The 21,717-nt window shown below is 71.6% G+C and carries 21 protein-coding genes; all 21 read left to right on the forward strand.

The features are described 5' to 3' along the window. Positions 1-106 precede the first annotated feature (106 nt). The 21 genes from thrB (at position 107) to atpC (ending at position 21,690) form a co-directional block, all read left to right on the forward strand. Positions 107-1,021 carry a homoserine kinase gene (thrB, locus tag VG276_03235; protein HEV8648421.1) on the forward strand — a complete coding sequence of 305 codons (915 nt, stop codon included), beginning with the start codon at positions 107-109 and terminating at the stop codon, positions 1,019-1,021. 156 nt (positions 1,022-1,177) lie between these two features. Next, complete coding sequence (locus VG276_03240) at positions 1,178-3,427, forward strand: amylo-alpha-1,6-glucosidase (protein HEV8648422.1); 2,250 nt, start codon at positions 1,178-1,180, stop codon at positions 3,425-3,427. Between the two features lie 609 nt (positions 3,428-4,036). Beyond that, positions 4,037-6,064, forward strand: a complete 2,028-nt coding sequence (gene rho, locus VG276_03245; protein ID HEV8648423.1) for a transcription termination factor Rho — start codon at positions 4,037-4,039, stop codon at positions 6,062-6,064. 219 nt (positions 6,065-6,283) lie between these two features. Then, complete coding sequence (gene rpmE / locus VG276_03250) at positions 6,284-6,511, forward strand: 50S ribosomal protein L31 (protein ID HEV8648424.1); 228 nt, start codon at positions 6,284-6,286, stop codon at positions 6,509-6,511. A gap of 28 nt (positions 6,512-6,539) precedes the next feature. Then, a complete protein-coding gene (locus VG276_03255) occupies positions 6,540-7,559 on the forward strand; it encodes a DUF1385 domain-containing protein (GenBank protein HEV8648425.1) in 1,020 nt (339 codons plus the stop codon). 72 nt (positions 7,560-7,631) lie between these two features. Next, positions 7,632-8,705, forward strand: coding sequence for a peptide chain release factor 1 (prfA, locus tag VG276_03260; protein ID HEV8648426.1), 1,074 nt, complete (start codon positions 7,632-7,634; stop codon positions 8,703-8,705). Positions 8,706-8,766: 61 nt separating this feature from the next. Next, positions 8,767-9,633, forward strand: a complete 867-nt coding sequence (prmC, locus tag VG276_03265) for a peptide chain release factor N(5)-glutamine methyltransferase (protein ID HEV8648427.1) — start codon at positions 8,767-8,769, stop codon at positions 9,631-9,633. Next, a complete protein-coding gene (locus tag VG276_03270) occupies positions 9,630-10,436 on the forward strand; it encodes an L-threonylcarbamoyladenylate synthase (protein ID HEV8648428.1) in 807 nt (268 codons plus the stop codon). Before prmC ends, VG276_03270 begins: the two co-directional genes overlap by 4 nt. A gap of 105 nt (positions 10,437-10,541) precedes the next feature. Beyond that, positions 10,542-11,093, forward strand: coding sequence for a hypothetical protein (locus tag VG276_03275; protein ID HEV8648429.1), 552 nt, complete (start codon positions 10,542-10,544; stop codon positions 11,091-11,093). 201 nt (positions 11,094-11,294) lie between these two features. After that, positions 11,295-12,563 carry a serine hydroxymethyltransferase gene (gene glyA, locus VG276_03280; protein HEV8648430.1) on the forward strand — a complete coding sequence of 423 codons (1,269 nt, stop codon included), beginning with the start codon at positions 11,295-11,297 and terminating at the stop codon, positions 12,561-12,563. Positions 12,564-12,581: 18 nt separating this feature from the next. Then, a complete protein-coding gene (locus VG276_03285) occupies positions 12,582-13,718 on the forward strand; it encodes an MraY family glycosyltransferase (GenBank protein HEV8648431.1) in 1,137 nt (378 codons plus the stop codon). A 274-nt stretch (positions 13,719-13,992) separates the two neighbouring features. Further along, complete coding sequence (locus VG276_03290; protein HEV8648432.1) at positions 13,993-14,397, forward strand: hypothetical protein; 405 nt, start codon at positions 13,993-13,995, stop codon at positions 14,395-14,397. A gap of 108 nt (positions 14,398-14,505) precedes the next feature. Next, positions 14,506-14,673, forward strand: a complete 168-nt coding sequence (locus tag VG276_03295) for a hypothetical protein (GenBank protein HEV8648433.1) — start codon at positions 14,506-14,508, stop codon at positions 14,671-14,673. Positions 14,674-14,711: 38 nt separating this feature from the next. Next, entirely contained in the window at positions 14,712-15,503 is a 792-nt protein-coding gene (gene atpB / locus VG276_03300; GenBank protein HEV8648434.1) for a F0F1 ATP synthase subunit A, read from the forward strand. A gap of 17 nt (positions 15,504-15,520) precedes the next feature. Continuing rightward, positions 15,521-15,757: an ATP synthase F0 subunit C gene (gene atpE / locus VG276_03305; protein ID HEV8648435.1), complete on the forward strand. Its 237-nt coding sequence runs from the start codon at positions 15,521-15,523 to the stop codon at positions 15,755-15,757. A gap of 16 nt (positions 15,758-15,773) precedes the next feature. Beyond that, positions 15,774-16,367: a F0F1 ATP synthase subunit B gene (gene atpF, locus VG276_03310; GenBank protein HEV8648436.1), complete on the forward strand. Its 594-nt coding sequence runs from the start codon at positions 15,774-15,776 to the stop codon at positions 16,365-16,367. Next, on the forward strand, positions 16,354-17,187 hold the full coding sequence (locus tag VG276_03315; protein ID HEV8648437.1) for a F0F1 ATP synthase subunit delta: 834 nt from the start codon (positions 16,354-16,356) through the stop codon (positions 17,185-17,187). The genes atpF and VG276_03315 overlap by 14 nt, the downstream gene beginning before the upstream one ends. 60 nt (positions 17,188-17,247) lie before the next feature. Then, the gene (atpA, locus tag VG276_03320; GenBank protein HEV8648438.1) at positions 17,248-18,903 is read left to right on the forward strand and encodes a F0F1 ATP synthase subunit alpha; all 1,656 of its coding nucleotides are present in this window, start codon (positions 17,248-17,250) and stop codon (positions 18,901-18,903) included. A gap of 6 nt (positions 18,904-18,909) precedes the next feature. Next, complete coding sequence (locus VG276_03325; protein HEV8648439.1) at positions 18,910-19,812, forward strand: F0F1 ATP synthase subunit gamma; 903 nt, start codon at positions 18,910-18,912, stop codon at positions 19,810-19,812. Between the two features lie 54 nt (positions 19,813-19,866). Further along, complete coding sequence (gene atpD / locus VG276_03330) at positions 19,867-21,294, forward strand: F0F1 ATP synthase subunit beta (protein ID HEV8648440.1); 1,428 nt, start codon at positions 19,867-19,869, stop codon at positions 21,292-21,294. Further along, positions 21,295-21,690: an ATP synthase F1 subunit epsilon gene (gene atpC / locus VG276_03335; protein HEV8648441.1), complete on the forward strand. Its 396-nt coding sequence runs from the start codon at positions 21,295-21,297 to the stop codon at positions 21,688-21,690. Positions 21,691-21,717 lie beyond the last annotated feature (27 nt).

The raw sequence follows: 21,717 nt of genomic DNA on the forward strand, positions 1-21,717 counted from the left end.
GAGCGACCCGGCGCGGGCACGATTTCGCTGGCCCCGACATCCTGCTGCGCCTACTTCTCAAACACCTGCAGCTCGGAGGCGCGGCCGGCCGGGTAGGCTCCCGGCCATGACCGCCCGCGTCCACGTCCAGGCGCCCGCCACCAGCGCCAACCTCGGCCCGGGGTTCGACACCGCCGGCCTCGCGCTGGACTGGTGGGACCGGCTCGAGCTGATCCCCGACCCCGCGCCCGGGAGCGCGCTCACCTCCATGCAGGTGACCGGGGAGCAGGCCGAGCTGATCCCCACCGGCTCCGACAACCTGGTCAGGCGCGCGATGGCCCGGCTCGCCGAGCGCGTGGGCGCCGACCTGCCCGAGGTCCACCTCTCGCTGGTCAAGGGCTTCCCGCTCGGCCGCGGGTTCGGCTCGAGCGCCGCCGCCGTGGTGCTCGGCCTGCTCGCGGCGCGGGCCCTGGTCGCCCCGGACCTGCCCGCCGCCGAGGTCCTCGACCTGGCCACCGAGCTGGAGGGCCATCCCGACAACGTCGCCCCCTGCCTGGCCGGCGGCGCGACCCTGAGCTGGCGGGAGGGCGGGCTGGTCCGCTCCCGGCCGGTGGAGGTGCACCCCGACCTGGTCGCGCTCGGCCTGGTCGCACCGGAGGCGATGCCGACCCGGGAGGCCCGCCGCCTGCTGCCCGAGCGGGTGCCCTTCGCCGACGCGGCGCGCACCGCGAGCCGGGCCGCCCTGCTGCCGCTCGCCCTCGCCGGTGACTTCGACCTGCTCCTGCCGGCAACCGACGACGTGCTGCACCAGCCGCCGCGGCTCGCCCGCGTCCCTGGCACCGCGGCCCTGCTGGAGCTGCTCCGCAGCCGGGGCCACGCCGCGTTCCTGTCCGGGGCCGGGCCGTCCCTGCTCGTCCTGGCCCCGCGCTCGGGCCTCGACGACGTGCGCGCGGTCGCCGACGAGGCCGTCCAGGGGTCCGCCTGGCGCGTCAAGGCCCTCGAGGTCTCCCGCTCGGGCGCGGAGGCCACGGCAACGACGTGAGCAAGGTCACGCAGGGCAACGACTTGAGCAAGGTTACGCAGCACCATTGAGCTATCCCGTAGCCCATGCGTAGACTCGCTCAAGTCCTGGGAGCCTGCGCCGAAGAGGTTCGCGGACTCCCTCCCCTGCATCGCACCCGTGCGGAGCGTGCCCCCGGTGGCCAACGACCTGAGCAACGTGACCTTGCCCGAGAAGGTGACCTCGCCCGAGGGCGAGGAGTTCGTGCTGGCGGACGAGTCGGCCACCCGCGTCCTGGTCAAGGGCGTCACCGCCGTCCTGCGGGCCCGGACCGAGCAGCTCTGGTCCACCAAGGAAGGGGACATGTTCCTGTTCGCCGACGCCGAGGGGAACCTCGACCCGGACAAGGCGATCGGCGCCGGCTTCTACTACAAGGACTGTCGCTTCCTCTCCGACTTCGTGATGAAGGTCGACGGCCGCGACCCGCTGCTGCTGTCGACTTCGGCCGACCGCGCCTACATGAGCCACATCGACGTCGCCAACCAGGACCTCTACGAAGGCGACGACGGCGAGGTCACCGCCTTGCAGGGCACGGTCAACATCCGGCGCACCCGGGTCATCAACGGGCGGCTGTACGAGCGCATCCGCATCCGCAACTACAACGAGACGCCGGTCGACCTGACCGTCGAGCTCTCCTTCGGCACCGACTTCGCCGACATCTTCGAGGTCCGGGGCCTGAAGCGCACCGTGCGAGGCAAGCTGGCGATACCCAAGGCCGACAAGGGCTCGGCTGTGTTCGCCTACAAGGGCGAGGACGGCGTCTTCCGCGAGACCCGGATCGCGTTCGAGCTGCCCCCGACCCAGATCGACGTGGAAGGCGACCGGGTGGTCGCCTCCTGGCGGGTGCGTCTGGAGCACGGCGAGTTCGAGGTCATCCCGATCACCGTCGAGCCCCGGGTGGACGGCGCCCACGCGCCACCCAGGCCGTTCGACAACGCCGTGCAGGACCTGCGCCGCTCCTACGAGGCGTGGGAGCGGTCCTGCACCCGCATCTGGACCGACAACGAGCTGTACAACTCCCTGCTCACCCGGGGCATGCGCGACCTGCGGGCGCTGCGCACACCGACCCCGCCCGGCGACATCGTGGCGGCCGGCATCCCCTGGTTCGTGGCCCCCTTCGGACGCGACGCCCTGATGACCTGCCACCAGACCCTGATGCTGAACCCCGAGCTGACCCAGACCACCCTCAAGGTCCTGGCCGCCTACCAGGCCGACGAGGTGGACGAGTGGCGCGACGCCGAGCCCGGCAAGATCCTGCACGAGCTGCGCCAGGGGGAGCTGGCCGGCGCCCACATCATCCCGCACACCCCTTACTACGGCTCGATCGACTCCACGCCGCTGTGGCTGCTGCTGTTCGGGACCTACTACCGCTGGACGGGCGACCTCGACTTCTGCCGGGAGCTGCTGCCCAACGCCGAGCGGGCCCTGGCCTGGGTCGACCAGTACGGCGACAGGGACGGCGACGGCTTCCTCGAGTACCAGCGCTCGAGCCCCCGCGGGCTGGCCAACCAGGGCTGGAAGGACTCCCACAACTCGGTCGTGCACCCCGACGGCCGGCTCGCCGAGCCCCCGATCGCCCTGTCCGAGGTGCAGGCCTACGTCTACCTGGCCAAGTGGCGGGTGGCCGAGGTCTACGACGCGCTCGGCCAGCCCCACCGCGGGGCGGCCCTGCGCCGGGAGGCGGCCGAGCTGAAGGCCAGGTTCAACGAGCGGTTCTGGGTCGAGGAGGAGGAGTACTTCGCCATGGCCCTGGACGGAGCCAAGCGGCAGGTGACCACGGTGACCTCCAACCCGGCCCACGGCCTGTACTGCGACATCGTCGACCCCGACAAGGCCGGCGCGATGGCCAGGCGGCTGCTGGCACCGGACATGTTCTCCGGCTGGGGCATCCGGACCATGTCGAAGTCCGCGCTGGCCTACAACCCGATGAGCTACCACAACGGCTCCATCTGGCCGCACGACAACTCCTTCATCGGGGCCGGGCTCAAGCGTTACGGGCATTCCAAGGCGACCAACCGGGTCGCCACCGCCATGTTCGACATGGCGGTCAACGTCGACTACATGCGCCTGCCCGAGCTGTTCTGCGGCTTCACGCGGCGGGCGCCCAACCGGCCGGTGGCCTACCCGGTGGCCTGCGCCCCCCAGGCGTGGGCGGCGGGCGCCCCGTTCCTGCTCCTGCAGGCGATGCTCGGCATCTCGGCCCGGGCGCCCGAGAACCAGGTGACCATCAACAAGCCGCTGCTGCCCCCCTGGCTCAACATGGTCGAGCTGCACAACCTGCGGGTGGGCCAGTCGACGATCTCGGTCGTCTTCCGCCGCCAGGGCGAGACGACCGGCTTCTCCCTGCTGGAGAAGGAGGGCAACGTCCGGGTGCTCATGGAGGAGTGACCAGGGCCCGGCCCTGCGTGCGGGGGGGCGATCAAGGGTCCGGCCGTGGTGAGGAGGAGTGACCAGGGGACCCGCCCCGCGTTGAGACTGTTGCGCGGGGCAGCCTTCGGCCCCTACAATGCGAGAGGTCTCCGTCGCTGGCCATTTCGGTCGACGCCCCCGCCACCCTGTCTCATCGCTACGAGCGAACCCTGTAGCCGCAAGCGCAGATCGTCTTTGCGATAGTCGGGAATGCCCGGCAGGGTAGTCACTGTTCCTGGGGGTGGACGTCCAGCCGGCCAGCGGCGACAGATTGCCAGTTCCTAATCGAATGAGCTGCCGAGCTCGCGTGATTCCACATCTCGGCGGAGGTTGCTCTTCGGCTGAGGGTGTCTCCGGCACGACGGTAGACGACACTTCGCAATGTTGCGCGGGGCTCCGTGCTGGCTGAGCTGGAGCCTGGGTGGCAGGAACAGGAGCAGACGCGGGATCTTCCTCCAGGGTGCCCCTCCGCGGCACCGAGTCCTCCAGCTGCCTCGACCAATCGACTCGACGACACGGGCGGCGTGCGCCCGAAGCATCACAGCGGGCGGCGCGCGGTCGCCCACGAATGACCACAGGAAGGTGAAGATGGCAACCACCGAACGAGACGTCCTCCAGGGAAAGGTGCTGCCCGAGCTGCAGGCGATCGCCTCGTCGATGGGAGTCCAGGGCTACCAGCGACTCCGCAAGGCCGACCTCATCGGTGCAATCGTCGCCAAGGCCCAGGGCGTCGAGTTCGTGCCGTCCACCCGCCCGTCGACCCGGTCCCGGCGTGGCACGGAGGCCGAGCCGACGCTGACCGAGGCGGCAGCTACCGCCCAGCCCACGCTGCCCGAAGCGGCAGGGCGCCCGGCCGAACCGGGCGCCGGCGACGGCGGCCAGCGGCGGAGAGCAGCCAGGCGCGGGCGGGGCGGGGACGCCGAGCAGGCGCTGGGCCCGGCCGCCAACGGCGAGGCCGGCCCGGCCGGCGACACGGCCCCTGAGGTGACCCCGGCCATGGCGGCCAGCCCGAACGGCAGCACGACGGCTGCCTCGCCGCCCGCCCAGGACGCCGGCGACCGGCAGTCGACCGTGAACGACCCGGCCTCGCGCGTGAACGACCCGGCCTCGCGCGAAGCGAGCGACCCGGCCGAGGCCCAGCCCGGTGGGCAGACCCAGGGCCAGGCGTCCGAGACGCGGTCCGGGTCCGCCGACGGCCAGCAGGCCGGCGGCGGGGCCCAGGGCCAGCAGAGCCAGGGCCAGCAGAGCCAGGGCCAGAGCCAGCAGAGCCAGGGCCAGCCCGACGGCCAGGGCAGGGGCGAGGGCCCCCGCCGGGACTGGAACGCCAACCAGGGTCAGGGCGGCAACCGCTGGGACCAGAGCCAGCAGCAGGGCGGCGGCCGGCGGAGCCGCAACCGCAACAGGAACCGCAACCGCAGCCGCCAGTTCCCCGACCAGGGCGGCGTGGCGGTCATGGAGCGGCCCGACTTCCGGGGCGCCCAGGGCGGCGACGACCGCCCCGAGGTCGTCCGCACCGGCACCCTCGACATCCGCTCCCAGGACGGCTACGGCTTCCTGCGGGTCGGCAGCTACCTGCCCGGACCCGAGGACGTCTACGTGCCGCTGTCGATGATCCGCCGGCTCGGCCTGCGCCGGGGCGACGAGATCGAGGGCACGGTCAAGCTACCGCGCGACTCCGAGAAGTACGCGGCCCTGTCCCGGGTGGACAAGGTCAACGGCATGGACCCCGAGGAGGCCCGCAACCGCACGGACTTCAAGGACCTGACCCCGCTCTACCCGCAGGAGCGGCTGCGCCTGGAGCACAACCCGACCGAGATCTCGACCCGCGTCATGGACCTGATGTGCCCGATCGGCAAGGGCCAGCGCGGCCTGATCGTCTCGCCGCCCAAGGCGGGCAAGACGATGCTCATGAAGCAGATCGCCAACGCGATCACCGACAACAACCCCGAGTGCGTCCTGATCATCCTCCTGGTCGACGAGCGGCCGGAGGAGGTCACCGACATGCAGCGCTCGACCAAGGCGCGGGTCATCTACTCGACCTTCGACCGTCCGAGCGAGGACCACTGCCAGGTGTCGGAGCTGACCATCGAGCGGGCCAAGCGGCTCGTCGAGTACGGCCAGGACGTGGTGATCCTGCTCGACGGGATCACGCGCCTGTCCCGCGCCTACAACCTGGCCACCCCGGCCAGCGGCAAGATCCTCTCCGGTGGCGTGGACTCCTCCGCCCTCTACCCGCCCAAGCGGTTCTTCGGCGCGGCCCGCAACCTGGAGGACGGCGGCTCGCTGACGATCCTGGCCACCGCGCTGGTCGACACCGGCTCGCGCATGGACGAGGTCATCTTCGAGGAGTTCAAGGGCACCGGGAACATGGAGGTGCGGCTGGACCGCAAGCTCTCCGAGCGGCGCATCTTCCCTGCCCTGGATGTCGACGCCTCCTCCACCCGCAAGGAGGAGCTGCTGCTCACCGAGGAGGAGCTGGTGGTGGCGTGGAAGCTCCGCCGCGTGCTCGGCGCCCTCGACCCGGCCCAGGCCCTCGAGCTGGTGGTCGACAAGATGCGGGCGAGCAAGAGCAACGCGGAGTTTCTGCGGGTGATCCAGCGGGCGAACATCAACTAACCCCCCGCACCGGTCAGGGTGCCTGCGCTGTGGTCAGGCGGGTGCCGGAATGCGCGGGCCGGGGCCGGCGTTGTACCCGGCGTGCGTGCCAAGGCCGCTGCATCCGGGTGGTGTAGGATCGACCGGTTCGCCTCGGAGGCCGTCCGCCGTTCGGCAGGGGTTGCAGCCATGCAACGCGCACGAGGACCCGAGGTTTCTTTTGCAAGGAGCGCCAACACCATGAAGCAGGGCATCCACCCTGAGTACAAGGTCACGACCGTGCACTGCTCGTGCGGCGAGACCTTCCAGACCCGCTCCACATCCACAGTCTCCGACCTGCGGGTCGACCTCTGCTCGAAGTGCCACCCCTTCTACACGGGCAAGCAGAAGCTGGTCGACGCCGGTGGCCGGGTGGAGCGGTTCGAGCGCCGCTACGGCAAGCGCAAGACCCCCGAGACGCGGGCCTGAGGCCCGCGCCGGGAAGCGGAGCGCGGCAATGGCCGACGAGGCCGTGAGCGGCCAGCCGGTCTACTACGGCGGCCAGGCGGTCCTGGAGGGCGTGATGATGCGCGGCCAGGACGCCTGGTCGGTCGCGGTGCGCCGTCCCCAGGGCGAGATCTACCTCGAGCGGCGGCAGCTCTCGCCCCTGGCCAAGCGGGTGCGGCTGTTCCGGCTGCCGTTCTTCCGGGGAATCGGGGTGCTGGCCGACTCGCTGGCGATCGGCGTGCGCGCCCTGGCCATCTCCGGCAACCAGGCCCTGGGCGAGGACGAGCAGCTCACCGACAAGCAGATGAACTGGTCGCTCGCGGTCGGCGCGGTGTTCTTCTCGTTCGTGTTCATCCTGCTGCCCGCGTTCGGCACCAACTGGCTCTCCCACCGGGTGCCCGACAACCTGGTCTTCAACCTGATCGAGGGGCTGGCTCGGCTGGCCTTCTTCCTCGGCTACATCCTGTTGATCTCCCGGTTCCGGGACATCCGGCGGGTGTTCGAGTACCACGGGGCCGAGCACAAGGCGATCCACTGCTACGAGGCTGACCTGCCGCTCGACCCCGACAACGTGGACCGCTTCCCGACCCTGCACGTCCGCTGCGGCACGAACTTCCTGCTCATCCTGTTCGTGGTCACGCTCGTGCTGTTCACCGTCGGGTTCTCCCTGGCCGGCCGGCCGCCGCTGCTGGTCCGCGTCCCCCTCCAGCTGCTGGCCGTCCCGGTGATCGTGGGCATCGCCTACGAGGGCATCCGGCTGGGGGCCGGGCGCGAGCGCTCGTCGCTGGTCCGGGCGATCATGAAGCCGGGCCTGTGGCTGCAGATGCTGACCACCAAACCGCCCTCGCGGGACCAGATCGAGGTCGCCATCCGCGCCCTCGAGCAGGTGCTGCCCCCGGCCGAGCGGGACAAGATCCCACTCCTGCCCTCGCCCGTGGTGCACGCGACGCCAGCACCGGAGACGACCCCCGAGCCGGTCCCGGGGGCGAGCCCGAGCCCTCCGGTGGATCGGCTGCCGGGCGGCCGGTAGCGGCGCTGGCGCCCCGACCCGGACCACCCGGCGTGGCCCTGAGGCCACCTCGAGAGGGAGAGAAGGCAGCACGTGTTCGAACGTCTCGACGAGATCGAGCGGACCTACGACGAGATCGAAGGCCAGCTCGGCGACCCCGCCGTCCTGGCCGACCAGCCACGCTTCGTCGAGCTCTCCAGGCGCTACGCGGAGCTGGGCGACGTGGTGCGCGCCTACCGGCAGTGGCGGGCGGCCGGAGAGGACCTGGCCACCGCGCGCCAGCTCCAGCGGGAGGAGCGCTCGGCCGACGGCCGCGCCCTGCTCGACGAGGAGATCCGGTCCGCCCAGGAGCGCATCGCCGAGCTGGAGACCGGACTCAAGCAGGCGCTCGTACCCTCCGACCCCAACGACGACAAGGACGTGATCGTCGAGGTGCGCGCGGGCACCGGTGGCAACGAGGCGGCGCTGTTCGCCGGCGACCTGCTCCGCATGTACACCCGCTGGGCCGAGCAGCATGGCTACCGGACCGAGGTGTTGTCGTCCAGCGCATCCGACCTGGAGGGGGTCAAGGAGGTCGTGTTCGCGGTCAAGGGCCGCGGCGCGTACTCCCGGCTCAAGTACGAGGCGGGCGTGCACCGGGTCCAGCGGGTGCCGGTCACCGAGTCGCAGGGGCGCATCCACACCTCGGCCGCCGGGGTCAACGTGCTCCCCGAGGCCGAGGAGGTCGACGTCCAGGTCGACCCGGCCGACCTCAAGGTCGACGTCTACCGGTCGACCGGGCCCGGGGGCCAGTCGGTGAACACCACCGACTCGGCGGTGCGCATCACCCACCTGCCCACCGGCATCGTCGTGGCCATGCAGGACGAGAAGTCGCAGATCCAGAACCGCGAGAAGGCGCTCCGGGTGCTGCGGGCCCGCCTGCTGGAACGGGCCGTCAGCGAGCAGCAGGCCGCCCTGGCCGCCGAGCGCCGGTCGCAGGTCCGCTCGCTGGACCGGTCCGAGCGGGTGCGCACCTACAACTTCCCGCAGGACCGGGTGACCGACCACCGCATCGGCTTCACCGTTGGGGACCTGCCCGGCGTGCTCGAAGGCCGGGGGCTGGACAAGATCATCGACGAGCTGGCCCAGCGCGACCGCCAGGCCGAGCTGAGCGGGGACGGCCGATGAGCGGGCCGGGCGCAGGGATCGTCTCGCCAGGGATCGTCTCGCGCGGGCAGGAGGGGCGCCGATGACCGCCCGGGCCGAGCAGGCGCCGGCCGTCCGCGACCTGCTCGCGGCGGTCACCCGCGAGCTGGCCGGGGCCGGCTGCGTGTCGGCCCGGGCCGAGGCGCGCTGGCTGGTCGGGGAGGCGCTCGGCCTGGACCGGCCGGAGCTGGCCGGTCGGGGAACGGCGGTGCCCGGGCCGGCACGCGAGCGGCTGGCCGCGATGGTGGCGCGCCGGGTGTCCGGGGAGCCGCTGCAGTACGTCGTCGGCTGGGCTCCGTTCGGAGGCCTGCGGCTCGAGGTCGGCCCGGACGTGTTCGTGCCCCGTCCCGAGACCGAGGGGCTGGCCGAGCGGGCGGCCAGGCTGCTGCGGGCGGGGCCCGCTCCGCGCGTGGCAGTCGACCTGTGCACCGGGTCGGGCGCGGTCGCGTGCTTCCTCGCTCACGCGGTGCCCGGAGCCCGGGTCGTGGCCACCGAGCTGGACCCCGGCGCGCTCGCCTGGGCCCGGCGCAACACCGGCCGCCACGGCGTCGAGTTGCTCGAGGGGGACCTCGACGGGCCCCTCCCGCCCGAGCTGGCCGGCCAGGTGCGGGTCATGACCGCCAACGTGCCCTACGTGCCGACCGCGGCCATCGACCTGCTCCCGCGCGACGTGCGCGAGCACGAGCCGCGACTGGCCCTGGACGGCGGCCCCGACGGCCTGGACGTGCTGCGGGCGGTGGCGGCGCGAGCGCCGCGCTGGCTCGCCGGTGGTGGGCGGCTGTTCTGCGAGATCGGCGACGACCAGGGCGGGACCGCCGTGCGTGTGCTCGAGGAGTCCGGCTTCCGGGAGGTCGGCGTCCACCCCGACCTGGTCGGTCGGGACCGCGTGATCGAAGGGAGGCGACCGTGACCGGCGAGGACGGGCGCGCCGCCGCCGAGGACGGGCGCGCCACCGGCGAGGACGGGCGCGCCACCGGCGAGGACGGACGAGCCACTCGCGAGGGCCAGGGCGCCACCGGCGAGGTGGAGCGCGACGACCCCCTGGCCGACGAGCCACGGGTGGTCCGGGTGACCGACGACGAGAGCCTGTGGGACGGGCTGCTCGAGGTCGGCGGGCAGGTCATCGCCCGCGGCGGCCTCGTCGTGGTCCCGACCGACACCCTGTACGGGGTCGGCTGCGACCCGTTCAACCCCTCGGCCGTGGACGCGCTGTTCCGGGCCAAGGGCCGTGGCCGCGACCTGCCCCTGCCCGTGCTCGTGCACGGCTGGCGCCAGGCGGTCGGGCTCGTGGACGAGGTGACCGAGCAGGCCAAGGCGCTGATCGCGGCCTGGTGGCCCGGCCCCCTGTCGATCGTGCTGCGCGAGGCACCCGGGATCGGCTGGGACCTCGGCTACAGCCGGGGGACCTTGCTGGTGCGCATGCCCAAGCAGACGTTCACGCTCGCCCTGATCCAGCGGACCGGCCCGCTCGCGGTGTCGAGCGCCAACCGCTCGGGCATGCCCACGCCTGACAGCATGCCGGGCATCGTCGAGCAGCTTGGCGACGAGGTCGGCGTGTTCTTCGACGCCGGCCCGGCCGGCGGCGGCCCGGCATCGACGATCGTGGACCTGACCGGGCCCCTGCCGCGGCTGCTGCGTCGGGGCGCGATCCCCGACGAGGAGATCCAGCGCGTCCTCGACGAGCCGCTCGTCGACGCCACGAAGTCGAGCTGAGGGTGTCACCATTGGAGAACAGGCAGGCCGACTGGAGAACAGCCAGGCCGACGCACACGTGATCTGGGGGGTGTAGGTCTGGGCTATCCACGGCGACTTCCGGGCATGCTGGACGAGCCCGAGCTCAGTATCCTCTTCGTCTGCACCGGGAACATCTGCCGGTCGCCGATCGCCGAGGCGGTCGCCTGGCGGGAGCTGGCCCGCTACCCCGACGCGGCGGTGCAGTTCAGCTCGGCCGGCAGCCACGCGCTCGAGGGCAACCCGGCCACCAGCCGGACGGTGGCCGCGGCGGCCGCGCTCGGCGCCGACCTCGAATGGCACCGCGCCCGCGAGCTCACCCGGCGCCGGGTCCAGGACGCCGACCTCGTGCTGTGCATGGCGCAGGAGCACCTCGGGTATGTGGCCGCCTACGACCGCTCCGCGGCCGACCGGACGTTCCTGCTCGCCAGCTGGGCTCGTGCCCTGGCCCGGGTCGACCGCATGGCCGCCACCTCCGAGGAGCTGCTGGCCATGGTGGCCAAGGAGGTCGCCGAGGAGCCGGGCGACGAGATCGACGACCCGATCGGGCTCACCGACGAGGCGTACGCGCTGTGCGCCCAGCGCCTGGAGGAGCTTGTCCCAGGGGTGGTCCGCGGACTCGCCCGGGTTACCTCCTAGGCGGTGGCGCAGCAGTCCTGCACGTAGCTCGACGCTGCGACCAGGGCTGCGACCAGGAAAGGACTTGCGAGGCCACAGGAGGCCACAGGCAAGACCTCGGGTGCCCTGCTTGGGCTTCGGGGTGACCCCCGAGGCTTTCCGGGTGCGTGATAGCCTCGATCGGTCTTGCACCGGGTGACGATGGGGGAAAGGGATCCAGCGATGACGTTCTACGGTCCGGACTGGGAGCTGCTGGCGGCGACCGACCCCGAGGTGGCCGAGGCCATCCAGGGTGAGGTCGGCCGGCTCAACTCCAAGCTCCAGCTGATCGCATCGGAGAACTTCGCGAGCCCGGCGGTCATGGCCGCCACCGGCTGCGTGATGGCCAACAAGTACGCCGAGGGCCTGCCCGGCAAGCGCTACTACGGTGGCTGCCAGCAGGTCGACATCGTCGAGGAACTGGCCATCGAGCGGGCCAAGGCGCTGTTCGGGGCCGAGCACGCCAACGTCCAGCCCCACTCCGGCGCCCAGGCCAACATGGCCGCCTACTTCGCCGTGGCCGGCCACGGCGACAAGGTCCTGGCCATGAGCCTGCCCCACGGCGGGCACCTGACCCACGGCTCCAAGGTCAGCTTCTCCGGCAAGTGGTTCGAGATCGTCGCCTACGGCGTGCGCAAGGACGACGAGCTGATCGACATGGATGAGGTTCGCGACCTCGCCCTCGAGCACCGGCCCCGCATCATCCTGGCCGGGGCGAGCGCCTACCCTCGGGTGATCGACTTCGCCGGCTTCCGGCAGATCGCCGACGAGGTGGGCGCGGTGTTCATCGCCGACGTCGCCCACTACATCGGCCTGATCGCCGGGGGTGCCTACCCGAGCCCGGTGCCCCACGCCGACATCGTCACCTTCACCACCCACAAGGTCCTGCGCGGCCCACGCAGCGGGATGATCCTGTCCAAGGCCGAGCACGCCGCTGCCGTCGACAAGGCCGTGTTCCCGATGCTGCAGGGGGGCCCCCAGATGCACAGCATCGCGGCCAAGGCGGTCGCGCTCAAGGAGGCGGCCGCGCCGGCCTTCACCGCCTACGCGGGCCAGGTCGTGGCCAACGCCCGCGCCCTGGCCGAGGGCCTGGGCACGGGCGGCCTGCAGCTGGTCTCCGGTGGGACCGACTCCCACCTGCTCCTGGCCGACGTGAGCCCCGAGGGGCTGACCGGCAAGGACGCCGAGGAGCGGCTCGACGCGGTCGGCGTGGTGCTGAACAAGAACGCCATCCCGTTCGACCCCCAGCCGCCCTCCAAGGCGAGCGGGATCCGCCTGGGCACGGCGGCCGAGACCTCGGCCGGCATGCGCGAGGGCGAGATGGCGGCCGTGGCCGAGCTCATCCTGCGCGGCCTCAAGGCCGCGCCGGGCAGCACCGAGGCCGCGGGGATCAGGGACGAGGTGGCCCAGCTCGTCGGACGGTTCCCGGGCTACCCCCAGGCCGCCCGCTAGCCACGATCGGTCGCCCCGGTGCGAGACCTCCGCTCCTACCTGCTCGTGGCCGGGGTCGCGGCCGTCCTCACCTACCTGATGACGCCGCTCGTCCGTTTCGTCGCACTCAAGCTGGACGCGGTCGACCGGCCGGGTGGTCGCAAGGTCCACGCCATCCCCACCCCGACCCTGGGCGGGCTCGCGATGTTCGCCGGCTTCCTCGGCGGCCTCGCCGTGGCCTCGCGCATGCCGGTGTTCCAGCCCCTGTTCCTGGCCTCGGGCCTGCCCGGGTTCGGGCCCGTGGTGGTGGTCTCGGAGGTGCTCGGGGTCGCCATCGGCGCAGCCCTCATGGTCGTGATCGGCATGATCGACGACACCATGGGCCTGACCGCCCCGGCCAAGCTGGCCGCGCAGATCTGCGCGGCCAGCACGATGACCCTGTTCGGCGTGCGCGTGCTGTCGTTCTGGCTGCCGCTGGCGGGCACGGTCGTGCTCTCGCCCGACCTCGGGGTGCCGGTGACCGTGCTGCTCATCGTGATCACCGTGAACGCGGTCAACCTGGTGGACGGGCTCGACGGGCTCGCGGCCGGGCTGGTCGGCATCGGCGCCCTGGCCTACTTCATCTACAGCTACCGGATCGGCGCCACCGGGATCATCGCCGACACCTCGCCGGCCTCGCTGCTCAGCGGCGTGCTGTTCGGCGCCTGCGTCGGCTTCCTGCCCCACAACTTCAACCCGGCCCGCATCTTCATGGGCGACTCCGGCTCGATGCTGCTGGGCACGCTGCTCTCGGGCGCGACCATCACCGGGATCGGGCGCTCCAGCCAGCCCCAGGCCGGCGACCAGTTCGCCCTGCTGATCCCCGTGGCCATCCCCCTGCTCGTGCTCGCCCTGCCCTTCCTGGACACCTTCCTGGCCGTGGGCCGGCGCATGCGGTCGGGCAAGGGGATCATGACCGCCGACAAGAACCACCTGCACCACCAGCTCCTCGAGATCGGGCACTCGCACCGCAAGGCGGTCCTGGTCCTGTACGCCTGGAGCGCGCTGCTGGCCAGCGCGGCGGTGGCCCTGTCGTTCACCGGGCCGACCCGGGTCCTGCCCGGCTTCCTGGCCGTGGTCACCGTCGGCGTCATCGCCCTGCTCGGCCCGCGCCGCCGCCTGCGGCACCGGACCTGACCGGCCGCGGCACCCGTCCCTGAGCCGCCTGCGGCACCCGGACCTGAGCCGCCTGCGGCACCGGCGCCGTCCCTGAGCGGCCTGCGGCGCCGGACCTGACCCGCTGCGGCACCGGACCTGACCCGCCGCAGCGCCATCCCTGACCCCGGCCTGGTGCGCCCCTTGGCAAGGAGGCGATTGCCCCTGGTAGGTTAGGCTCCCCCGTACAACGGGAGCGCGTCCGCGCGGGCGGAGCGGGGTCACGGACTCGACACCGACCGGACTGGGAGCGCCGATGACAGCGGAGGCACGGATCGTGCGGGGCGCCGCCGTGGCCACGCTCCTGTCCGCCCCGGTGGTCGCGGGCGTGGCCTGGGTCGCGGCCGGCCGCGCGGGGGTCGTCGGGGCGCTGCTCGGCTCCCTGCTCGCCGTCGCCTTCTTCGCCCTCACCGTCGTGGTGGTCGGTGCCGCGGCCCGGGTGTCGGACGAGCTCATGCTGCCCGCCGCCCTCGGCACCTACCTGCTCAAGGTGGTCGGGCTCGGGGTGCTGTTCCTCACCCTGGGCGGCACCACCGCGTTCGACCGCTCCGCGTTCGCGATCTCGACCGTCGTCGGGACCTGCGTGTTCCTCGGCGCCGAGCTGCGGCTCGCCTCCCGCGCCCGCATCCCCGCCGTCGTGGTCGGGGACCGCGAGGAGTGACGGCCATGCCCCCCTCGGCCCGCCGGATCGCCGCTCCCCGCGACGGCCTGGTATATTCGCCCGCCCATGGCCGGATCACCTGACCGCAAGGGCCCGGGCGGGGCGGAGGTGGCCTGGTCCATCATCGGCCTCCTGCTGGCGGGTGTGATCGCCTGGGGCGGCATCGGCTGGCTGGTCGACAAGTGGGCGGGAACCAACGTCTTCCTGCCCGTCGGCATCGTCGTCGGTGCCGTAGGCGCCTTCTATCTGGTGGTCCGGCGCTACGGGCAGGGTTGACGGGCGAGGGAGCTTGGGAGTGATGAGCTGACGTGACGATGCTGCCGACCCTTCTCGCGCGCGAGGGGTTCCAGGCGCCGGGCACCGAGGACTTCGAGTGGCCGGCGATCTGGGAGATCCACCTGGGTGGGTTCACCCTCGAGATCAACCGCACCGCCCTGCTGATGCTCCTGGCCATGCTCGTCGTGCTCGCGCTGTTCCTGGTCGCCTTCCGGCGGCCCAAGGTCGTGCCCCGCGGGCTGCAGAACCTGATGGAGGTCGGCGTCGAGTTCGTCCGCAGGCAGATCATCCTCGAGGTCATCGGCCAGGACGGGCTCCGGTTCCTGCCCTACCTCGCCACGCTGTTCTTCTTCATCTTTTTCGCCAACGTGCTCGAGATCGTCCCGGGGATCAACTTCCCGGCCACCTCGAGGATGGCCCTGCCGCTGTTCCTGGCCATCCTGACCTGGGTGCTGTTCAACTGGGTGGGCATCAGGGCGCAGGGACCCGGCCGCTACCTCCGCAACACGCTGTTCCCACCGGGCATCCCCTGGCCGCTCTACATCCTGATCGCGCCCATCGAGTTCGTCTCGACCCTGATCGTGCGGCCGGTGACGCTCTCGGTCCGGCTCCTGGCCAACATGATCGCCGGGCACCTCATCCTCGCGGTGTTCTTCCTGGGCACGGTCTACCTGATCGAGCGCCCGGCGACCGCCGTGTTCGCCGTGCCAGCGTTCGCGATGGCCGTCGCCCTGGTCGGCTTCGAGCTGGTCGTCGCGCTGCTGCAGGCCTACATCTTCACGATCCTGACCGCTGTGTACCTCGCTGGGGCCCTCGAGCCCGAGCACTGACGAAAGGAGCAGGAGCAATGGACCTCGCCACCCCCGTCCTGGCCGCCATCAACGGGAACCTGAACGTGCTCGGCTACGGTCTCGGCGCCCTCGGCCCCGGCATCGGCCTCGGGTTCCTGATCGGCAAGGCGCTCGAGGGAATCGCCCGCCAGCCCGAGGCGGCCGGCCAGGTGCGCACCACCATGTTCATCGGCCTCGCCTTCGTCGAGGCGCTCGCGCTGTTCGGCTTCGTGCTCGCGTTCGCGCGCAGCTAGCCGAGGAGACGCCGACATGCACGCTGTCGTCGCCACGGCCCTCCTCGCGGCCGAGGGGGCCGAGCCGAACCCGATCATCCCCAACGTGAGCGAGCTCATCGTCGGCGCGCTCGCCTTCATCGTGCTGCTCGTGCTGCTGTCGCGGACCGCGTTCCCGCGCATGAACGAGGCGCTCAAGGAGCGCACCTCCAACATCGAGGGCAAGCTCGAGAAGGCCGAGCGGGAGCGGGAGGAGGCCGAGAAGCTCCTGCAGCAGTACCGCAACAAGCTGGCCAGCGCCGAGGAGGAGACCCAGCGCATCATCGACGAGGCGCGCGCCAACGCCGAGCGGGTCCGCAAGGACCTGCGGGCCAAGGCCGAGGCCGAGGCCGAGCGCGAGATCGAGCGGGCCCGGACCGCCATCCGCCAGGAGCGCAACCAGGCCATCCAGGAGCTCCGGCGCGAGGTCGGCACCCTGGCCGTGGAGCTCGCCACCCGGGTGGTGGGGGACTCCCTGGACCGGGAGCGTCAGCTCCGCCTGATCGACCAGTACATCGAGGACCTCAACCTGCAGACGTCCTCCGGGGCGATGACCGCGCGGCGTGAGGGCGGTAGCGGTGGCCAGGGTTAGCCCGGCCCTGGCCGAGCACGCCCAGGCCCTGTTCGACCAGGCGGCCCGCCCCGGCGGGATCACCCGGCAACGGTCGATCGACCAGGTCGCGAGCGAGCTGGACGCGTTCGCGCGCCTGCTCGCCACCCAGGTCCGGCTGCGCAAGGCGCTCAGCGACCCTGGCCTGCCGCCCGAACCCAAGCGCGCCCTGCTCCACGAGCTCGGCCACGGGCAGCTCGACGAGGCCACCGTGGAGGTGCTCGCCACCGCGGCCGAGCGCCAGCGGGTACCGGCCCGGGAGTTCACCGGCGTCGTGGCCGAGCTGGCCGCCCGGGCCGCCTTCACCGCCGCCGAGGAGGCGGGCGAGCTGGAGCGGGTCGAGGACGAGCTGTTCCGCCTCGCCACCCTGGTCGAGCGCGACCACCGGGTGCGCTCGGCCCTGACCAACCCCGGCCTGCCGGTGGAGAACAAGCGGGCCTTCGTGGCCGAGCTGCTCGCCGCCGGCGGGGCCAGCGACCGCACCACCGCCCTGGTCGACCTGCTGGTCGAGATGGACGAGGGCCACGACCTGGACCGCGAGGCCAAGGCCCTGGCCGAGCTGGCCGCCCAGCGCCGCAACCGGGTGGTGGCCGAGGTGCGCACCGCCGTCGAGCTCGACGGCGAGCGCCGGGCCCGGCTCGCCGAGGTGCTCACCCGCATCACCGGCAGGCCCGTCGACCTGCGCTGCACGGTCGATGAGGCTATTTTGGGATCGGTGGTCGTGCGTGTCGGCGACGACCTGTTCGACGGCAGCGTCCGCACCAGGCTGGAGCTCGCCCGCGAGCAGCTCGGCGTGGCGTGACCGAGACAGGCGAGCCCGGCCCCACCTGAGGTCGCAGGAACCACGAGAGGAAGTGCAACGGTGACCGAGCTGTCCATCCGGCCCGACGACATCGCCGCGGCCCTCCGAAAGCACGTCGAGTCGTTCCGACCGTCCGTCACCCGCGAGGAGGTCGGGCGGGTGACCGAGACCGGCGACGGCATCGCCATGGTCGAGGGCATGCCGTCGACCATGGCCAGCGAGCTGCTCGAGTTCCCGGGCGGCCTGCTCGGGGTGGCCCTCAACCTGGACGTCCGCGAGGTCGGCTGCGTGGTCTTCGGCGACGCCTCCGCCATCGAGGAGGGCGACGAGGTGCGCCACACCGGCCGCATCCTGTCGGTCCCGGTCGGCGACGGCTTCCTCGGCCGGGTGGTCGACCCGCTCGGCCGGCCGCTCGACGGCAAGGGCGAGATCGAGGCCGAGGAGACCCGCGCCCTCGAGCTGCAGGCGCCCAGCGTGGTCCAGCGCCAGCCGGTCAAGGAGCCGCTCGAGACCGGCATCAAGGCGATCGACGCGATGACCAACATCGGGCGGGGCCAGCGCGAGCTGATCATCGGCGACCAGAAGACCGGCAAGACCGCCGTCTGCCTGGACGCGATCATCAACCAGCGCCAGCACTGGGGCACCGACAGGCAGGTCAAGTGCATCTACGTGGCCATCGGCCAGAAGGCGTCCACCGTGCGGGAGCTGGTCGGGGCGCTCGAGGAGAACGGCGCGCTCGAGTACACGGTGGTGGTGAACGCCCCCGCCTCGCTGCCCGCCTCGTTCAAGTACATCGCCCCGTACGCGGGCTCGGCCCTCGGCCAGCACTGGATGTACAAGGGCGAGCACGCGCTCATCGTCTTCGACGACCTCTCCAAGCAGGCCGAGGCGTACCGGCAGATCTCGCTGCTGCTGCGCCGCCCGGCCGGCCGCGAGGCCTACCCCGGCGACGTCTTCTACCTGCACTCCCGGCTGCTGGAACGCTGCGCCAAGCTCTCCGACGACCTGGGCGGCGGGTCGCTCACGGGGCTGCCCATCATCGAGACCAAGGGCAACGACGTCTCCGCCTACATCCCCACCAACGTGATCTCGATCACGGACGGACAGATCTACCTCGAGCCCGACCTCTTCTTCGCCGGTGTGCGCCCGGCGATCAACGTGGGCATCTCCGTCTCGCGGGTCGGCGGCAACGCGCAGATCAAAGCCATGAAGAAGATCGCGGGTCGACTCCGGATCGACCTGGCGCAGTACCGCGCGCTCGAGGCGTTCGCGCAGTTCGGTTCCGAGCTCGACAAGGCGTCCCAGCAACAGCTCGCCCGAGGCGCTCGCGTCGTCGAGATCCTCAAGCAGCCCCAGTACCGCCCGGTGCCGGTCGAGCGGCAGGTCGTCGCGATCTGGGTCGGGACCGGCGGACACCTCGACGAGTTCCCGGTCGACGACGCCGAGCGGTTCGTCGAGGAGTTCACCGACCACCTGGCGGCGCGAACGGACGTGCTCGACTCGATCCGGGAGACGGGCGAGCTCTCGGACGAGACCGAGGCGACCCTCAAGCAGACGATGGGCGACTTCGCGCAGGCCTTCGCCCCGACCGAGGCGGGCCCCGGAAGCGAGGCCGCCGCCGGACAGGGGGCGCCGCCCGATCAGGTTCGCCCCGACATGGGCTGGGATCGTCTCTCCTCCGTCGACGAGGACGAGACGGAGCCCACCGGCGAGTAGCGGCACGTGGGCGCCAAGCTCCGCGTCGTTCGCCGCCGGATCCGTTCGGTCCAGTCGACGATGAAGATCACCAGCGCGATGGAGCTCATCGCGGCCTCGCGGATCGTGAAGGCGCAGCAGCGCGTGATCGAGGCGCGCCCGTACGCCGATCTGCTCACCCAGGCGATGGAGGACGTCGCCAGGCAGACAGGATCGATCGTCCATCCGCTCCTCGAGGAACGAGAAGCGCCGGCTCGCGCCGGCGTGCTCGTCATGACCAGCGACCGGGGTCTGGCGGGGGCGTTCAACGCGAACCTGCTGAAGCGAGCCGAGGATCTCCTCCGTCGCGTTCGCTCTCGGGGCATCGAGCCGGTGCTCTACCTCATCGGGAGGAAGGCGATCTCGTACTTCCGGTTCCGAGGCGTCGCGCCAGAGGCCTCGTGGTCGGGCTTCTCGGAGGTGCCGCGGTACGCCGCAGCCGAGGAGATCGGCGAGCGGCTGATCGAGGAGTTCGGCTCCGGCGGCATCGACGAGCTGCACACCGTGTACACCGACTTCCGCTCGGCCTTCACGTTCCGAGCCACCGACAAGCGGTTCCTCCCGATCGCGCCGGAAGAGGTCGCCGCCAAGGGACCGGGGGTGCCGCACCCCGAGTACATCTTCGAGCCCGAGCCGGCGCAGATCCTCGACGACCTGCTGCCCCAGTACGTCATCACGAAGGTGTACTTCGCCCTGCTCGAGTCGGCGGCCTCGGAGAACGCCGCCCGGCAGCGGGCGATGGCGGCGGCGACCGACAACGCGGAAGAACTCATCAAGGTGCTCACCCGGCAGGCCAATCGCGCCCGCCAGGACGAGATCACGACGGAGATCATGGAGATCGTGGGCGGGGCCGAGGCCCTGGCTCAGGCATCGGGGGGTGCGGGGGGCTGAAGAAGCGAGCGCGAACGCGCGAGCGCTAGCCCCCCGGCGAAAGGGGAGTGAGGCATGGCCGACGAAGATCGTTCGACGGGACGGGTGGTCCGGGTGATCGGCCCGGTGGTGGACGCGGAGTTCCCGCCCGAGTCGTTGCCCGAGATCAACACGGCCCTTCAGGTGAACGTCGAGCTCGAGGGCGAGACGAGGACGATCACCTGCGAGGTCGCCCAGCACATCGGGCACGGAACGGTCCGCACGATCGCACTCAAGCCGACCGACGGGATGGTGCGCGGCTCGCCGGTCGAGAACACCGGTTCGCCCATCACTGTGCCCGTGGGCGAGGGCGTGCTCGGACACGTGTACAACGTCCTGGGGGAGCCGCTCGACACCGACGCATCGGACATCCACGCCGCCGACCGGTGGCCGATCCATCGCGATCCGCCGCCGTTCGAGGAGCTGGAGGCCCGCTCGCAGATGCTCGAGACCGGCATCAAGGTCATCGACCTCCTCGAGCCGTACGTCCAGGGCGGAAAGATCGGGATGTTCGGCGGCGCCGGGGTGGGTAAGACCGTCATCATCCAGGAGATGATCCGCCGCCAAGCGGAGCAGCACGGCGGCGTGTCGGTCTTCGCCGGCGTCGGCGAGCGTACGCGCGAGGGCAACGACCTGTTCCTGGAGATGACCGAGTCCGGCGTGATCGAGAAGACCGCCCTCGTATTCGGCCAGATGGACGAGCCGCCGGGCGTCCGGCTTCGTGTGGCGCTGTCGGCCCTCACGATGGCCGAGTACTTCCGCGACGTCGAGCGCAAGGACGTGCTGCTGTTCGTGGACAACATCTTCCGCTTCACGCAGGCCGGGTCAGAGGTCTCGACGCTGCTCGGGCGCATGCCGAGCGCGGTGGGCTACCAGCCCACGCTCGCCGACGAGATGGGCGACCTGCAGGAGCGGATCACCTCGACGAAGGGGCGTTCGATCACGTCGTTGCAGGCGATCTACGTGCCCGCAGACGACATCACCGACCCCGCGCCGCACACGGCGTTCGCGCATCTGGACGCGACCACGGTGCTCTCGCGGGACATCGCCTCCCTCGGCATCTACCCGGCCGTCGACCCTCTCGACTCGACGAGCCGGATCCTGGACGCGCGCTACGTCGGGCAGGACCACTACGACACCGCGCGGCGCGTGCAGGAGATCCTCCAGCGCTACCGGGACCTCCAGGACATCATCGCGATCCTCGGGGTGGACGAGCTCTCCGAGGAGGACAAGGTCACCGTCGCCAGAGCCCGGCGGATCCAGCTCTTCCTGTCGCAGCCGTTCTTCGTGGCCGAGCAGTTCACCGGCATCCCGGGCAAGTACACACCCGTCGACGAGACGATCGCCTCGTTCCGGGGTCTGTGCGACGGTGAGTACGACCATCTCCCCGAGCAGGCCTTCCTGCTCGTCGGCGGCATCGAGGAGGCCATCGAGGCCGCCAAGAAGATGGAACAGGCCGCGTAGATGGCCCTCGACGTCCATCTCGTCACGCCCGAACGCGAGGTGTGGGCGGGCTCGGCCGAGATGGTGATCGCGCGCGGGACGGCGGGGATGGTCGGGATCCTTTCGGGCCATGCCCCGCTGCTGATCCGCCTGGCGATCGGCGCGATGCGGATCCAGGTCGAGGGCAACCGCTGGGAGACGGCGGTCGTCGACGGCGGGTTCCTGCACGTCACGGGCGACGAGGGCACGAGCCGCGTCGACGTGCTCGCGACGCACGCGGAGATGGCGAACGAGATCGATGTGCGGGCCGCCGCCTCGCGGGTCGAGGAGCTCCGGGCGCGGATCGCCCGCGGCGAGAACGCGACGCTCCAGGGCGAGCTCGCCAAGGCGCTCGTTCGCGCGGAACTCGGCGGCTAGGTTGTGCGTCCGAGGGGATACCTCGCC

This window comes from Actinomycetes bacterium (assembly GCA_036000965.1).
Classification (GTDB): Bacteria; Actinomycetota; CALGFH01; order CALGFH01; family CALGFH01; genus DASYUT01.

Excerpts from the sequence above, each read along its gene's own strand:
- thrB (HEV8648421.1), top strand. The coding sequence starts at position 107 with ATGACCGCCCGCGTCCACGTCCAGGCGCCCGCCACCAGCGCCAACCTC.
- rho (HEV8648423.1), top strand. The coding sequence starts at position 4,037 with ATGGCAACCACCGAACGAGACGTCCTCCAGGGAAAGGTGCTGCCCGAG.
- rpmE (HEV8648424.1), top strand. The coding sequence starts at position 6,284 with ATGAAGCAGGGCATCCACCCTGAGTACAAGGTCACGACCGTGCACTGC.
- VG276_03255 (HEV8648425.1), top strand. The coding sequence starts at position 6,540 with ATGGCCGACGAGGCCGTGAGCGGCCAGCCGGTCTACTACGGCGGCCAG.
- prmC (HEV8648427.1), top strand. The coding sequence starts at position 8,767 with ATGACCGCCCGGGCCGAGCAGGCGCCGGCCGTCCGCGACCTGCTCGCG.
- VG276_03275 (HEV8648429.1), top strand. The coding sequence starts at position 10,542 with ATGCTGGACGAGCCCGAGCTCAGTATCCTCTTCGTCTGCACCGGGAAC.
- glyA (HEV8648430.1), top strand. The coding sequence starts at position 11,295 with ATGACGTTCTACGGTCCGGACTGGGAGCTGCTGGCGGCGACCGACCCC.
- VG276_03290 (HEV8648432.1), top strand. The coding sequence starts at position 13,993 with ATGACAGCGGAGGCACGGATCGTGCGGGGCGCCGCCGTGGCCACGCTC.
- atpB (HEV8648434.1), top strand. The coding sequence starts at position 14,712 with ATGCTGCCGACCCTTCTCGCGCGCGAGGGGTTCCAGGCGCCGGGCACC.
- atpE (HEV8648435.1), top strand. The coding sequence starts at position 15,521 with ATGGACCTCGCCACCCCCGTCCTGGCCGCCATCAACGGGAACCTGAAC.
- atpF (HEV8648436.1), top strand. The coding sequence starts at position 15,774 with ATGCACGCTGTCGTCGCCACGGCCCTCCTCGCGGCCGAGGGGGCCGAG.
- atpD (HEV8648440.1), top strand. The coding sequence starts at position 19,867 with ATGGCCGACGAAGATCGTTCGACGGGACGGGTGGTCCGGGTGATCGGC.
- atpC (HEV8648441.1), top strand. The coding sequence starts at position 21,295 with ATGGCCCTCGACGTCCATCTCGTCACGCCCGAACGCGAGGTGTGGGCG.